Genomic DNA, 13,884 nt, shown 5'->3' with positions numbered 1-13,884 from the left:
CCCGCTGCCTGTGTCCGCCGACGCCCTGACCGCCTCCGAGGTGGTCAGGGCGTCGGTGTGCGGGGACGGTCAGGGAGTGGCGGTGTGCGGCTCCACCGTGATCCGCGGCAGCAGCTCCGCGTAAGCCGCCGCGTCGAACTCGCCCGCTGCCGGGGCCAGGACCGTCGCCGTCGACAGGGCCACCGCCCGGGCCAGCCGGGCCGGCCAGTCGAGCCCCTCGGCCAGGGCGGAGAGCAGGCCGGCCACCGCGGAGTCGCCCGCACCCGTCGGGTTGCCGCGGACGGCGGCGGGCGGGGCGGCGCGCCAGGTGCCCTCCGGGGTGTCGGCGAGGACGCCCTCGGGGCCCAGGGAGGCGATCACCGTGTGGGCCCCGCGCCGGCGGGCGTCGCGGGCGGCGCGCAGCGGTTCGCGGAAGCCGGTGAGCTGGGCCAGCTCCTCCGCGTTCGGCTTGACCAGGTCGGGGCGGGCGGCGATGCCCCGGCGCAGGGGTTCGCCGCTGGTGTCCAGGAGCACGGGTACGGCGGCGGCGCGGGCGATCCTGACCAGCTCCGCGTAGGCGCCGACGTGGACGCCGGGCGGCAGCGAGCCGCAGAGCGCGACCGCGTCGGCGGCGGCGACGAGCTCCTCGTACGACCGCAGGAAGGCGGCCCATTCGGCGGCGCTCACCTGCGGTCCCGGCTCGTTGAGCTGGGTGGTGTCGCCGGTCGAGCGGTCGGTGATCGCGAGGGTGCGGCGGGTGTTCCCGGCGACGGGGACCAGGGCGTCGCGGGGCGGGAGCGGGGCGAGGAGGCCGCGCAGGACGTCTCCGGTCGGGCCGCCGGCGAAGCCGGTGACCACGGTGTCGTGGCCCAGCGCGCCCAGCACCCGGGCGACGTTCAGTCCCTTGCCGCCGGGGCGTTCGGTGACCTCGCCGACGCGGTGGCTGGCGTGCGGGACGAGCGCGTCGACGGTGTACGTCACGTCGAGCGCGCTGTTCAGAGTGACGGTCAGGATCACCTGGTCCGGCACCTCCCTCGATCCGTCGGTCCTTCGGTGCGTCCGCCCGTGCGGGTGCTTGCGGGCCTGGTGATCATGTCAAAGGGAGGGCGGCCGGGCCCAGTGCTCGGGCCCGACCGCCATCTCTTCGTTACGTGCTCACCCCGTGCTCACCGGGGGAGGCCCTCAGGCCGTCTTCGGCTCGATGATCCACTCGCCCTTGCGCATGACGCCCGCCAGCACGAAGTCCTCGTCGAGCACCACCAGGTCCGCGTCCTTGCCCGGCTCCAGCGAGCCGACCCGGTCGTCGACGCCGAGGAGGCGGGCGGGGTTGGCGGAGATGGACCGTACGACGTCCTCGACGGCGATCCTGTCGATGGTGACGGCCCGGCGGAACGCGGTGTCCAGGGTGAGGGTCGAGCCCGCGATGGAGCCGCCCTCCACCAGCCGGGCGACGCCGTCGCGGACCTCGACGGCGAGCGGGCCCAGGTCGTACAGCCCGTCGCCGAAGCCGGCCGCGTCCATCGCGTCGGTGATCAGCGCGACCCGGCCGGCGCCCTTGTGGCGGTAGGCCAGCTCCAGGACCGCCGGGTGCAGATGCGTACCGTCGTTGATCAGCTCGACGGTGATCCGGTCGTCCTCCAGGAGCGCGGTGATCGGGCCCGGCTCGCGGTGGGCGATCGGCGGCATCGCGTTGAACAGGTGCGTCGCGACGGTGGCGCCCGCGTCGATCGCCTCGACGGTCTGCGCGTACGTGGCGTCGGTGTGGCCGATCGCGGCGATCACGCCGAGGTCGGCGAGCAGCCGTACGGAGTCGAGTCCGCCGGGCAGCTCGGTGGCCAGGGTCACCATCCGGGCGGCACCGCGCCCGGCGTCGACCAGCTTGCGGACCTCTGCCGGGTCCGGGTAGCGCAGCAGTTGCTCGCTGTGGGCGCCCTTGCGGCACGGCGAGATGAAGGGGCCCTCGAAGTGGATCCCGGCCAGGTCGCCCTGCTCGACCAGCTCGGAGAGGATGCCGGCGCGCCGGGCGAGGAAGTCCATTCCGTCGGTGACGGCGGAGGCGACCAGGGTGGTGGTGCCGTGCTCGCGGTGCGTACGGATGCCGTGCAGGACCTCGTCCACGGTGCCGGAGGTGAAGGAGGCCCCGCCGCCGCCGTGGTTGTGCATGTCCACGAAGCCGGGGACCACCCAGTGGCCGGTGAGGTCGATGACCCGGGCGCCCTCGGGGGCGGAGTCCGAGATCCGGGTGGACTCGACGGTCACCCGGCCGTCCTCCACGGTCCCGGTGGGAAGGACCACCCGGGCGCCCGCGAGGACCGTGCTGTCTGCTGCGCGTCCGGCCATCAGGCGGAAACCTCCGTGGAGAGTAGATCCCAGGCGAGCAGCCCCGCGCCCAGGCATCCGGCGGTGTCCCCGAGGGCCGCCGGGACGATGTGGGGCAGCTTCTGGAACGTGACGCGTTCCTCGACGGCCGCACGCAGTGGTGTGAACAAGGTTTCCCCGGCCTCGGCGAGACCGCCACCGATGATGAGCGTGCTGGGGTCCAGCAGGGTGAGCGCGGTGACGAGTCCGGCGGCGAGCGCGTCGACCGCGTCCCGCCAGACCGCGATCGCCGCCGGGTCGCCCGACTCGACGGCCTTGGCGCAGTCCGCGGCGTCCGCCTCCGGGTCGCCGGAGGCGGCGGCCCAGGCCCGGCTCACCGCGGAGGCGGAGGCCAGGGTCTCCAGACAGCCGCGCTGGCCGCAGCCGCAGTCCGGGCCGTCCGGGCGGACCACGATGTGGCCGATCTCGCCCGCGTACCCGTGCGCGCCCGCCTCGATGGTCCGGCCGATGCCGATGGCCCCGGCGATCCCGGTGCCCAGCGGCATGAACAGGAAGCGGTCCGCGCCCCGGCCCGCCCCGATCCGGCCCTCGGCGAGCCCCCCGGTGCGGACGTCGTGCCCGAGGGCGACCGGGATCCCGCCGAGGCGCTGGCCGAGCAGGGCGCGCATCGGTACGTCGCGCCAGCCCAGGTTGGCGGAGTAGACCGCGATCCCCTTCTCGGCGTCGACGATGCCGGGCACGGCGACCCCCGCGGCGACTGCGCTCTCGCCGAAGTGCTCCTCGCCGTGGGCGCGCAGATCCGCGGCGAACGCGAGGATCGTCTCGACGACCGCGTCGGCCCCGCGCTTGCGGCCGGTGGCCCGCCGCGCCTCATGGAGCAGCGTGCCGTCGGTTCCGACCAGCGCGGCCTTCATTCCGGTGCCGCCCACATCGAGGGCGATGACATGTCTCACGAGAGACAGTTTCGCCCGCCGACCCCTAAAAGGTCTAGTCCACTAGCGCGGTTTGTTGCGCACCCATACAAAATGATGAATGAGTGGAGGCGGACCGTTTCCTGCCGGAAAGCCACGAATTGGGCACGCGGAACAGGGGTCTGCTCATCCAATGGTCTGGACCAAGATACGGGTTCGGCGCCCCGACTGCCAGACCACGTAAGCCAGTTGTGGCCCCCAGGGTCCGCATACGTTGCCGAAGCGATACGCCGGTGGTGTAGACCTCCCCTCCGCCGTGGGGGAAAATCGCAGTTCATCCGGACGGTGGCAGGACGGGTGGCGGCGCCGTGGCCGACCGAGGAGAGGTCCGTACGGTGCCGTTGCGCCACCGCCCGAGACCAGATGGATCAACGAGGATGGGCGAGGCTGTGCAGCGGCGCTTTACGGTTCTGACCGCGGTGGTGGCCGCGCTGGGTATGACGGCAACGTTGTCGGCCTGCGGGGGTGACAGCGGCTCGGGCGACGTCACCCTCACGCTGGTCGCCGCCGACTACGGCAACAGTGCGGCCAACAGCTCCGAGAAGTACTGGAGCGGTGTCGCGGCGGGCTTCGAGAAGAAGCACCCCAACATCAAGGTCGAGGTCAACGTCTACTCCTGGAAGGACGTCGACCGCAAGGTCGCCGAGATGGTGAAGGCGGGCAAGGCCCCCGACATCGCGCAGATCGGCGCCTACGCGGACTACGCCAAGGACGGCAAGCTCTACAGCGCCGACCAGATGCTCTCCATCCGTACCCAGGCGAACTTCCTGCCCACCCTCACCGACGCGGGCAAGGTCGACGGCACGCTGTACGGGCTCCCGTTCGTCGCCAGCACCCGCCTGCTCTTCTACAACGAGAAGCTCTTCGGCCAGGCGGGCCTGGACGCCCCCCAGACCTGGGACGACATCCAGAAGGACGCCACCGCGCTCAAGGCCAAGGGCGTGAAGTACCCCTTCGCCCTGCCGCTCGGCCAGGAGGAGTCCCAGGCGGAGACCCTGATGTGGCTGCTCAGCAACAGCGGCGGTTACGTCGACGACGTCGGCCTGTACGACATCGACTCGGCCCAGAACATCGCCACGTTCAGCTGGCTCCGGGACAACCTCGTCGGCAAGGGCCTCACCGGCCCCGTCGCGCCCGGCAAGCTGGACCGCGCGAAGGCCTTCGAGGCGTTCACCAAGGGCGAGGTCGGCATGCTCAACGGCCACCCCACGCTGATGGAGGAGGCCGAGGCCAAGGGCGTCAAGGTCGGCATGGTGCCGCTGCCCGGCGCCGAGGGGCCGACCAAGGGCTCGATGGGCGTCGCCGACTGGATGATGGGCTTCAAGCAGAACGGCAACCGCAAGGCGATCGGTGAGTTCTTCGACTACGCCTACTCCGACGAGAACGTGCTCGCCTTCGCCGACGAGTACGACCTGCTCCCGGTGACCGGCAGCGCGTCCGCCGAGATGGAGACCGACACCAAGCACGCGAAGCTCCGCGCGTTCCTGGCGGCGCTGCCCAACTCCCAGCTGCCCCCCTTCGGCAAGACCTCCTGGGCGACGGTGAGCGAGTCGATCAAGACGAACATCGGCGAGGCGGTCGCGCCCGGCGGAAGCCCGGAGCGGGTGCTCGGGTCGATAGCGGCGGAGGCGGCGAAGGCGGAGAGCGCGGAGTAGCAGGGGGCGTGGGGGGAGCGGGCGCGGTTAGGTTGGTCGTATGACCGCTTCCGACGACGCCGAGCCCGCGCCTGCCCCCCAGGAGCTGTCCGACCGTGACCGGGCGCTGCTCGCGCTGGAGCGGAGGTCCTGGGCGGGGCCCGGGGCGAAGGAGCGGGCGATCCGGGAGGAGCTCGGCATCTCCCCGGTCCGTTACTACCAGCTCCTGAACGCGCTCATCGAGGACGAGCGGGCGCTGCGGGAGGACCCGGTCACGGTGAACCGCCTGCGCCGGCTGCGAGCGGCGCGGCGGGAGCGCCGCTGAGCCTTCCGGGGGCGCTGCCCCCGGACCCCCGCTCCTCAATCGCCGGAGGGGCTTGATTTCGCTGACCTCGGCTTCCAACTGCGGCCGCCCGTCCCTGACGGGGCGCGAGGCCCACCATTCCAGCCCCTCCGGCGAATGAGGAGCGGGGTGCGGGGCGGAGCCCCGGTCGGGCCCGGGCCCCGTCACCGGCCGCACCCCGCTAGGCTCAACCCCATGGGCAGCCACTCCGTACAGCCGCCGATCCCGACCCCGACCACCCCGGCCGGCCGCGAGGGCCTGGACGCCATCCTCGCCCGGCCCGACCGCGCGGTCATCGCCCTCGACTTCGACGGCACGCTCGCCGACATCGTCCCCGACCCCGAGCACGCCCGCGCCCACCCCGGCGCCGTGGAGGCGCTCGCCGCACTCGCGCCCAAGGTCGCCTCGGTCGCCGTGATCACCGGCCGCCCCGCAGGCGTCGCCGTCCGCTACGGCGGCTTCGCCGGTGTCCCCGGCCTCGACCACCTCGTGGTCCTCGGCCACTACGGCGCCGAGCGCTGGGACGCCACCACCGGCACCGTGAACGCCCCGGCCCCGCACCCCGGAGTCGCCGCGGTGCGGGCCGAACTCCCCGGCGTACTGCACGAGTTCGACTCCTGGCACGGCACCTGGACCGAGGAGAAGGGGCAGGCCGTCGCCGTCCACACCCGCCGCGCCGCCGACCCGCAGGCGGCCTTCGAGACCCTGCGCGGCCCCCTCGGCGAGCTGGCCGCCCGCCACGGGCTGATCCTCGAACCGGGCCGCCAGGTCCTGGAGTTGCGCCCGCCGGGCATGGACAAGGGCGTCGCCCTGGCCTCGTACGTCGCCGAGGTCGACGCGGAGTCCGTCCTGTACGCGGGCGACGACCTCGGGGACCTCGCCGCCTTCGCCACGGTGGAGAAGCTGCGCGGCGCCGGCCCGGACGGCATCCCGGGGCTGCTGGTGTGCAGCGGCAGCGCCGAGGTGCCCGAACTGGCCGAGCGCGCCGACCTGTCGGTCCCGGGCCCGGCCGCCGTCGTGGACTTCCTGGCGGCCCTGGCGGCCCGCCTGTAGGAAGTCGCTCACTCCTGCCGCAGCGCCTCCAACTGGTCCAGGAACCACTGCTGCGGCGGGAGCGCCGTCGCCGCCTCCGCCAGCCGCTTCGTGCGCCCGGTCCGCTCCTCGGCGCTCATCGACAGCGCCTCGTGCAGCGCCTCGGCCGTGCCCACCACGTCGTACGGGTTCACCACGATCGCGTCCTCGCCCAGCTCCTCGTACGCCCCCGCCTCCCGCGACAGCACCAGTGCGCAGCCGTGGTCGGAGACGACGGGGACCTCCTTGGCGACCAGGTTCATGCCGTCGCGGATCGGGTTGACCAGCGCCACGTCCGCCAGCCGGTACGCGGCGAGCGAGCGGGCGAAGTCGTCGTTCACGTGGAGGAGGACCGGCGTCCAGCTCTCCGTGCCGTACGCCCCGTTGATCTCGGTGGCGAGGGTCTGCACCGCCGCCGTGTAGTCCCGGTAGACCGCGAGGTCCTGGCGGGAGGGGTAGGCGAAGGCCACGTGGACCACGCGCTCGCGCCACTCGGGGTGGGACTCCAGCAGGGCCCGGTACGCGTGCAGGCCGCGCACGATGTTCTTGGACAGCTCGGTGCGGTCCACCCGCACGATCGTCTTCCGGTCCTCGCCCACCTGCTCCCGCAGCGCCTCCATGCGCTCGTCCACGTCCGCCTCCTGCGACCGCTGCCGCAGGAAGTCCGCGTCGGCCCCCAGCCCGTGCACGCCGATCCTGGTCCGGCCCGTCCCGCCGAGGATCTCCGTACAGCAGCCGATGAACGCGTCCGCCCACCGCCGGGTCAGGAACGCGGCCCGGTCCGCGCCGAGGATGCCGCGCAGCACCTGCTCGCCGATGTCGTCGGGCAGCAGCCGGAAGTAGTCCACCGGCGCCCACGGGGTGTGGGAGAAGTGGCCGATCCGCAGGTCCGGGCGCAGCTCGCGGAGCATCCCGGGGACCAGGGCCAGGTGGTAGTCCTGGACCAGGACCGCCGCCCCTTCCCCCGCCTCCTCGGCGAGCGCCTGGGCGAAGGCCTGGTTGTACGCCTCGTACGATGCCCACCGGCGCCGGAACTCCGCGTCGAAGACCGGCTCCACGGGCGTCTGGTAGAGCAGGTGGTGGACGAACCACAGCACCGAGTTCGCGATGCCGTTGTACGCGTCGGCGTGCACCTCGGCGTCGATGTCCAGCATCCGTACGCCCGGCTCACCGACCCCGCGCCGCACCGCCTCCCGGTCGCCGTCGCCGAGGGCCGCGCAGACCCAGAGCTTGTCGTCGACGGCGCTCAGCCCGGAGACGAGCCCGCCCCCGCCGCGCTTGGCGTCGAGCGTCCCGTCCTCGCCGAGCGTGTACGTGATCGGGCCGCGGTTGGACGCGACGAGGACCTGGGCGGTGGACGAGGCGGGGGCGGGGGTTGCGTGCTCGGAGACCATGTAGCGGAACCTAGCCCGTTCGGGAAGCCCCCAAACGCCTCAGAGCCTCACGCCCGCCACGGCGCCCGCGTACGCCTCAAAGCCGCCGGAGCCGCCGGAGACCCGCGAGCCTCACGCCGCCCACCGCTCCGCGTACTCCTCGATCTCCCGCATCGGCGGCCGCTCCTCCGTGTCCACCGCATGGGTGCGCGGCACGAACCCCTCCGCGCCCCGCTCGAACTGCGTCAGCGCCGGCCGCACCAGATGGCCCCGGGAGAGCCGCAACTGCGCCGTGCGGTAGATCGCCGCCGCCATCCGGCCCAGCGCCTGCCCGTCCTGGTGGCGGTGGCGCCGCACCCCCACATCCACCTGGCCCAGCGCGTCCAGACCCACGGTGTGCAGCGCGTCCACCAGCAGCCCCAGCTCCACTCCGTAACCGACCGGGAACGGCAGCCGCTCCAGCAGCGAGCGCCGCACCGCGTACTCGCCGCCCAGCGGCTGCACGAAGCCGGCCAGTTGCGGCCAGTGCAGATTGAGCAGCGGGCGGGCCACCAACTCGGTGACGCGACCGCCCTGACCCGCGCTGTCGCCGAGCGGACGGTCGTACATCGCCTTGACGAACTGCACGGCGGGGTCGGTGAGCAGCGGGCCGACCGTCCCCGAGACGAAGTCCGCCGAGAAGTCCTTCAGGTCGGCGTCGACGAAGCAGACGATCTCGCCGCTGGTCACCAGGAGCGACCGCCACAGCACCTCGCCCTTGCCCGGCAGGGCCGGGATCCGGGGCAGGATCGCGTCCCGGTGCACCACCCGGGCGCCCGCCGCGCGGGCCACGGCGGCCGTGGCGTCGGTGGAGCCGGAGTCGATCACCACCAGCTCGTCGACCAGCCGGACCTTCTCCATCAGCTCGCGCCGGATCGTCGCCACGATCGCCCCGACCGTGGCCTCCTCGTTCAGCGCGGGCAGCACCACGCTCACCGACGTACGGTGCGGGTCGGCGGCCCGGACGTCGGTGAGCCGGTTCAGCGGGCGGTCGGCGGACGACCAGGAACGCCTGGTCAGCCAGCGTTCCACCTCTTCGAGCACGGTCGGGACTCCTTGTGTGTGGGCGGTATGTGATCCATCTCGCCGTTCGGACGACTATCTCAACCGTCAGGTCCTTCGGTTACAGTCTTGAACAACGCGGATGACCGTCGCATGTCGGGGTCCGTCGTCACACAAACGCCTGGATCCAAGATCCAGTGCCACAGAGCTCATCCAGAGGGACTGAGGGAACGGCCCGTTGAAGTCCCGGCAACCCTCCTACCGACCGCGAGGTCACGGTGGGGAAGGTGCCAATTCCGTCTTGTGGCGAAACGCGCCGCAAGGAAGATGAGGAGAAAGGGCCTCCGCCATCATGGCTGTTCAGACCATCGCAGGTAATGCCACCACCGCTTCCGTGGACCTCGGTCCCGCCGTGGCGCTTTCCTGCCGCGAGTGCGGCGAGCGTTTCGAGCTCGGCCCCCTTTTCGCCTGTGCGTCCTGTTTCGGGCCGCTGGAAGTCGCGTACGACCTGCCCACCGGCTCCCCCGAGGAACTGCGCCGGCGCATCGAGGCCGGACCGGACAACATCTGGCGCTACGCCCCGCTGCTGCCGGTTCCCGCCGATGTGGCGGAGAAGCCCAATATCAACCCCGGCTTCACCAAGCTGGTCAAGGCCGACAACCTCGCCCGTGAGCTGGGCGTCACCGGCGGCCTGTACGTCAAGGACGACTCCGGCAACCCGACGCACTCCTTCAAGGACCGCGTCGTCGCGATCGCCGTCGAGGCCGCCCGCGCCTTCGGGTTCACCACCCTCTCCTGCTCCTCCACGGGCAACCTGGCCGGTGCCGTCGGCGCCGCCGCCGCCCGCGCCGGACTGCGCTCGTGCGTCTTCATCCCGCACGATCTGGAGCAGGGCAAGGTCGTCATGGCCGCGGTGTACGGCGGTGAGCTGGTCGGCATCGAGGGCAACTACGACGACGTCAACCGCTTCTGCTCCGAGCTCATCGGCGACCCGCTCGGCGAGGGCTGGGGCTTCGTCAACGTCAACCTGCGCCCGTACTACGGCGAGGGCTCCAAGACCCTGGCGTACGAGATCTGCGAGCAGCTCGGCTGGAAGCTGCCCGACCAGATCGTCATCCCGATCGCGTCCGGCTCCCAGTTGACGAAGATCGACAAGGGGTTCCAGGAGCTGATCAAGCTCGGGCTCGTCGAGGACAAGCCGTACAAGATCTTCGGCGCCCAGGCCGAGGGCTGCTCCCCGGTCTCCGCCGCCTTCAAGGCCGGTCACGACGTGGTCCGCCCCCAGAAGCCGAACACCATCGCCAAGTCCCTGGCCATCGGCAACCCGGCGGACGGCCCGTACGTCCTCGACATCGCCCGCCGCACGGGCGGCGCGGTGGAGGACGTGAACGACGAGCAGGTCGTCGACGCGATCAAGCTGCTGGCCCGCACCGAGGGCATCTTCGGTGAGACGGCGGGCGGCGTGACGGTCGGCGTGACGAAGAAGCTGATCGAGGCCGGCGTCATCGACCCGGCGCTCACCACCGTCGTCCTGAACACCGGTGACGGGCTCAAGACGCTCGACGCGGTCTCCGCGACCTCGCAGGCGACGGCGACCATCAAGCCGAGCCTGGACGCGTTCCGCGCCGCGGGCCTCGCCTCCGCCTGACCACCCCGATCGCCCCGACCGCAGCAGTCAGAAAGGCGTCCGCCATGAGCGTCAAGGTCCGCATCCCCACCATCCTCCGCACGTACACGGGCGGCCAGGCCGAGGTCACGGCGGAGGGCGCGAAGCTCTCCGAGGTCATCGAGTCCCTGGAGAAGGACCACCCGGGCATCGCCGCCCGCGTCCTGGACGACCAGGGCAAGCTGCGCCGCTTCGTCAACGTGTACGTCAACGACGACGACGTCCGCTTCGAGGGCGGGCTCGACGCCGCCACGCCCGACGGCGCCGGCATCTCGATCATCCCCGCCGTGGCCGGCGGCTGCTGATCCGATCGCCCTCAGCTGAACCACAGTTGCCCCCTCCGCGAGAGAAAGCGGAGGGGGCAATTCTGCATGGTTGAGCACGGTAGAGTTGGGGAAGCCCCCTTCGCTGCGAGTGCCGCCCGCATATGAGAATGCGCCCGGCCCCGATAAGAAGTAGCCAAAGTGCGTGAACCCCTTGAGGCATAAGTGGCCTTTGCCTGGCCCGACTTGCCCGTAAATTTCAGCAATCCCGCATATTCGGGCGTTCGCCCATGCCCAGAATTCTCGTCCGATTGACCTGTTGCAGAGGGCAGTTGGGCGGATACATTCGGCCGCGGTCGACGCGCTGCGGCGCCGCGCACCCTCTCCTGTCGGAGGGTGAGTTCCGACCCGGGGCCGCGAAGTGCGGTCCCGTGCAAGGGCCAGTTATAGGGGAGTTAGGCATGGCTCAGGGCACCGTCAAGTGGTTCAACGCGGAGAAGGGGTACGGCTTCATCGCGGTCGACGGTGGTGCGGATGTTTTCGTCCACTACAGCGCGATCCAGATGGACGGGTACCGCACCCTCGAAGAGGGTCAGCGAGTTGAATTCGAGATCTCGCAGGGCCAGAAGGGGCCCCAGGCCGACATGGTCAAGCTCGCTGTCGGCTGAGTCCGGCGCGGCCGTCCGGCATCACTACTCACGCACGCAGGGCCCGACCCCGGAGTGATCCAGGGGATCGGGCCCTTCGTGCGCGCCGGGACCGGGCGGCCGGGCGGCCCGACCACATGGCGGGCCCTGGCCTGAGGCGCTTGCACTCTCGGGGGTCGAGTGCTAATCATTGGCGTTAGCACTCTCCAGGTGAGAGTGACAGAAACTTGGACCGGGCCGGTGAGGCCCGCAGGCGCGGTGGGGCAAGGAACCACCACGCAGGCAGGCCGTCCGTCGCGGGCGCCTCTCGGTCCGGAGCAATCCACCCCTGTCCGGGAGGACCACTTCACATGGCCAAGATCATCGCGTTCGACGAGGAGGCACGGCGCGGTCTCGAGCGCGGGATGAACCAGCTCGCCGACGCCGTCAAGGTCACCCTCGGCCCCAAGGGCCGTAACGTCGTCCTCGAGAAGAAGTGGGGCGCGCCCACGATCACCAACGATGGTGTTTCCATCGCCAAGGAGATCGAGCTCGAGGACCCGTACGAGAAGATCGGTGCGGAGCTGGTCAAGGAGGTCGCCAAGAAGACGGACGACGTCGCCGGCGACGGTACGACCACCGCCACCGTTCTCGCCCAGGCTCTCGTCCGCGAGGGCCTGCGCAACGTCGCCGCAGGCGCCAACCCGATGGCCCTCAAGCGGGGCATCGAGAAGGCCGTCGAGGCCGTCTCCGCCGCTCTGCTGGAGCAGGCCAAGGACGTGGAGACCAAGGAGCAGATCGCTTCGACCGCCTCCATCTCCGCCGCCGACACCGAGATCGGCGCCAAGATCGCCGAGGCGATGGACAAGGTCGGCAAGGAAGGCGTCATCACCGTCGAGGAGTCCCAGACCTTCGGTCTGGAGCTGGAACTCACCGAGGGTATGCGCTTCGACAAGGGCTACATCTCGGCCTACTTCGCCACCGACATGGAGCGTATGGAGGCGTCGCTCGACGACCCGTACATCCTGATCGTCAACTCGAAGATCGCCAGCGTCAAGGACCTGATCCCGCTGCTGGAGAAGGTCATGCAGTCGGGCAAGCCGCTGCTGATCATCGCCGAGGACGTCGAGGGCGAGGCGCTCTCCACCCTGGTCGTCAACAAGATCAAGGGCACGTTCAAGTCCGTCGCCGTCAAGGCCCCGGGCTTCGGCGACCGCCGCAAGGCCATGCTCGCGGACATCGCCATCCTCACCGGTGGCACCGTGATCTCCGAGGAGGTCGGTCTCAAGCTGGAGAACGCCGGCCTGGACCTGCTCGGCCGCGCCCGCAAGGTCGTCATCACCAAGGACGAGACCACGATCGTCGACGGTGCCGGTGACAGCGAGCAGGTGCAGGGTCGCGTCAAGCAGATCCGCGCCGAGATCGAGAACTCCGACTCGGACTACGACCGCGAGAAGCTCCAGGAGCGCCTCGCGAAGCTGGCCGGCGGCGTGGCCGTCATCAAGGCCGGCGCCGCCACCGAGGTGGAGCTCAAGGAGCGCAAGCACCGCATCGAGGACGCGGTGCGCAACGCCAAGGCCGCCGTCGAGGAGGGCATCGTCGCCGGTGGTGGCGTGGCTCTGCTCCAGGCCTCGGCCGTCTTCGACAAGCTCGACCTCACGGGCGACGAGGCGACCGGCGCCAACGCCGTGAAGCTCGCGCTGGAGGCCCCGCTCAAGCAGATCGCCGTCAACGGTGGCCTCGAGGGTGGCGTCGTCGTCGAGAAGGTCCGCAACCTGCCGATCGGTCACGGCCTCAACGCCGCGTCCGGCGAGTACGTGGACATGATCGCCGAGGGCATCATCGACCCGGCGAAGGTCACGCGCTCCGCTCTGCAGAACGCCGCCTCCATCGCCGCGCTGTTCCTCACCACCGAGGCCGTCATCGCCGACAAGCCCGAGAAGGCCGGCGCGGCCGCCCCGGGTGGCATGCCGGGCGGTGACATGGACTTCTGATCGGCTCCTCCGGAACCGGTAGAAGCTCCACGCACGTCTCACAGGACGTCCCACAGGGGCGGTACCTCCTTCACGGGAGGTGCCGCCCCTGTGGCGTTCGTACGAGTGTGAGTGTGAGTACGGGTACGGGTTCGGGTTCGGGTGCCGGTACGGGCACGGGTACGGCGGACCGGGGCGCGGGGGGTCCACGCGCGGGGCGCGTTCCAAGGGGGCCGGGCTGGTCCTCAGCGCGGCCTGATGAGGTCCTGTTGAGGGCCTGTTGAAGGCTTCGGACCAGCCCGGCGGACCCGAACGAGCGGTCGGGCATGGCCGAATGGCTACTTGCCGTGTCCGGTCCGGTACGGCAACACGTGTTCGATCGGTTTCGGTGATCCCGGTGGCGCGCGGGGTGCCGGTGGGATAGGCCCGTTGCGGGCGTTGCGGGGTGCGTGCGACGCTGGTTCCTCTGTCCCGTCGCCGCCGGTCCGATCTCCTGGCAGCTCACTGCCGTGCACGTCGTCCCCGTACAGCCATTGGTCCAGTCCACTGAGCCGAGGCGAGTCGCTGATGTGCGACTGCACATGCTGACCGGTCGGTTCCTCCGCAGGGCGTCCGGCGGTCGCGA

12 protein-coding genes and 1 riboswitch are annotated in these 13,884 nt (G+C 71.1%); of the genes, 7 read left to right on the top strand and 5 right to left on the bottom strand.

The window, feature by feature from the left end:
* Positions 1-69 precede the first annotated feature (69 nt).
* From ACFWRT_RS16720 to ACFWRT_RS16710, 3 genes are all read right to left on the bottom strand, one after another.
* Positions 70-996 (bottom strand): 1-phosphofructokinase family hexose kinase, encoded by a 927-nt coding sequence (locus ACFWRT_RS16720; RefSeq protein ID WP_380951297.1) that lies wholly within the window; start codon positions 994-996, stop codon positions 70-72.
* A 165-nt stretch (positions 997-1,161) separates the two neighbouring features.
* Positions 1,162-2,319 (bottom strand): N-acetylglucosamine-6-phosphate deacetylase, encoded by a 1,158-nt coding sequence (gene nagA, locus ACFWRT_RS16715; RefSeq protein ID WP_380951278.1) that lies wholly within the window; start codon positions 2,317-2,319, stop codon positions 1,162-1,164.
* Positions 2,319-3,212: an ROK family protein gene (locus tag ACFWRT_RS16710; RefSeq protein ID WP_380951298.1), complete on the bottom strand. Its 894-nt coding sequence runs from the start codon at positions 3,210-3,212 to the stop codon at positions 2,319-2,321. Before ACFWRT_RS16710 ends, nagA begins: the two co-directional genes overlap by 1 nt.
* Positions 3,213-3,646: 434 nt before the next feature.
* Here ACFWRT_RS16710 and ACFWRT_RS16705 point away from each other — a divergent pair, with 434 nt between their 5' ends.
* The 3 genes from ACFWRT_RS16705 (at position 3,647) to otsB (ending at position 6,299) form a co-directional block, all read left to right on the top strand.
* The gene (locus ACFWRT_RS16705; RefSeq protein ID WP_380951279.1) at positions 3,647-4,924 is read left to right on the top strand and encodes an ABC transporter substrate-binding protein; all 1,278 of its coding nucleotides are present in this window, start codon (positions 3,647-3,649) and stop codon (positions 4,922-4,924) included.
* Between the two features lie 40 nt (positions 4,925-4,964).
* Entirely contained in the window at positions 4,965-5,228 is a 264-nt protein-coding gene (locus ACFWRT_RS16700; protein ID WP_380951280.1) for a DUF3263 domain-containing protein, read from the top strand.
* A gap of 213 nt (positions 5,229-5,441) precedes the next feature.
* On the top strand, positions 5,442-6,299 hold the full coding sequence (gene otsB / locus ACFWRT_RS16695; protein WP_380954418.1) for a trehalose-phosphatase: 858 nt from the start codon (positions 5,442-5,444) through the stop codon (positions 6,297-6,299).
* Between the two features lie 8 nt (positions 6,300-6,307).
* Here otsB and ACFWRT_RS16690 read toward each other — a convergent pair whose 3' ends face one another.
* Both ACFWRT_RS16690 and ACFWRT_RS16685 read right to left on the bottom strand, forming a co-directional pair.
* Positions 6,308-7,711 carry an alpha,alpha-trehalose-phosphate synthase (UDP-forming) gene (locus ACFWRT_RS16690; protein WP_380954416.1) on the bottom strand — a complete coding sequence of 468 codons (1,404 nt, stop codon included), beginning with the start codon at positions 7,709-7,711 and terminating at the stop codon, positions 6,308-6,310.
* A gap of 111 nt (positions 7,712-7,822) precedes the next feature.
* Positions 7,823-8,773, bottom strand: a complete 951-nt coding sequence (locus ACFWRT_RS16685; RefSeq protein ID WP_380954415.1) for a glucosyl-3-phosphoglycerate synthase — start codon at positions 8,771-8,773, stop codon at positions 7,823-7,825.
* 164 nt (positions 8,774-8,937) lie between these two features.
* Positions 8,938-9,065: riboswitch (SAM riboswitch) on the top strand.
* Between the two features lie 18 nt (positions 9,066-9,083).
* On the opposite strand from ACFWRT_RS16685, the gene thrC reads away from it, so the two are divergent.
* The 4 genes from thrC to groL all read left to right on the top strand — a co-directional run bounded on the left by thrC (position 9,084) and on the right by groL (position 13,280).
* Positions 9,084-10,379 carry a threonine synthase gene (gene thrC, locus ACFWRT_RS16680; RefSeq protein WP_380954414.1) on the top strand — a complete coding sequence of 432 codons (1,296 nt, stop codon included), beginning with the start codon at positions 9,084-9,086 and terminating at the stop codon, positions 10,377-10,379.
* 44 nt (positions 10,380-10,423) lie between these two features.
* Positions 10,424-10,702, top strand: a complete 279-nt coding sequence (locus tag ACFWRT_RS16675; protein WP_161263294.1) for a MoaD/ThiS family protein — start codon at positions 10,424-10,426, stop codon at positions 10,700-10,702.
* A 419-nt stretch (positions 10,703-11,121) separates the two neighbouring features.
* Positions 11,122-11,328 carry a cold-shock protein gene (locus tag ACFWRT_RS16670; protein WP_003967346.1) on the top strand — a complete coding sequence of 69 codons (207 nt, stop codon included), beginning with the start codon at positions 11,122-11,124 and terminating at the stop codon, positions 11,326-11,328.
* A 329-nt stretch (positions 11,329-11,657) separates the two neighbouring features.
* Entirely contained in the window at positions 11,658-13,280 is a 1,623-nt protein-coding gene (groL, locus tag ACFWRT_RS16665) for a chaperonin GroEL (RefSeq protein ID WP_093694016.1), read from the top strand.
* The last annotated feature ends 604 nt before the right edge of the window (positions 13,281-13,884 follow it).

Origin of the sequence: Streptomyces cyaneofuscatus, from assembly GCF_042718795.1 — a bacterium.
GTDB classification, from domain to species: domain Bacteria; phylum Actinomycetota; class Actinomycetes; order Streptomycetales; family Streptomycetaceae; genus Streptomyces; species Streptomyces cyaneofuscatus_A.
Note: the sequence above shows the minus strand (reverse complement) of the source record. Positions and strands in the feature narration are given on the sequence as shown.

Bases quoted from the DNA above. Each gene is read 5' to 3' on its own strand.
- otsB (WP_380954418.1), top strand. From the start codon at position 5,442: ATGGGCAGCCACTCCGTACAGCCGCCGATCCCGACCCCGACCACCCCG.
- nagA (WP_380951278.1), bottom strand. From the start codon at position 2,319: ATGGCCGGACGCGCAGCAGACAGCACGGTCCTCGCGGGCGCCCGGGTG.
- ACFWRT_RS16705 (WP_380951279.1), top strand. From the start codon at position 3,647: ATGGGCGAGGCTGTGCAGCGGCGCTTTACGGTTCTGACCGCGGTGGTG.
- ACFWRT_RS16675 (WP_161263294.1), top strand. From the start codon at position 10,424: ATGAGCGTCAAGGTCCGCATCCCCACCATCCTCCGCACGTACACGGGC.
- groL (WP_093694016.1), top strand. From the start codon at position 11,658: ATGGCCAAGATCATCGCGTTCGACGAGGAGGCACGGCGCGGTCTCGAG.
- ACFWRT_RS16700 (WP_380951280.1), top strand. From the start codon at position 4,965: ATGACCGCTTCCGACGACGCCGAGCCCGCGCCTGCCCCCCAGGAGCTG.
- thrC (WP_380954414.1), top strand. From the start codon at position 9,084: ATGGCTGTTCAGACCATCGCAGGTAATGCCACCACCGCTTCCGTGGAC.
- ACFWRT_RS16670 (WP_003967346.1), top strand. From the start codon at position 11,122: ATGGCTCAGGGCACCGTCAAGTGGTTCAACGCGGAGAAGGGGTACGGC.
- ACFWRT_RS16710 (WP_380951298.1), bottom strand. From the start codon at position 3,212: ATGAAGGCCGCGCTGGTCGGAACCGACGGCACGCTGCTCCATGAGGCG.
- ACFWRT_RS16690 (WP_380954416.1), bottom strand. From the start codon at position 7,711: ATGGTCTCCGAGCACGCAACCCCCGCCCCCGCCTCGTCCACCGCCCAG.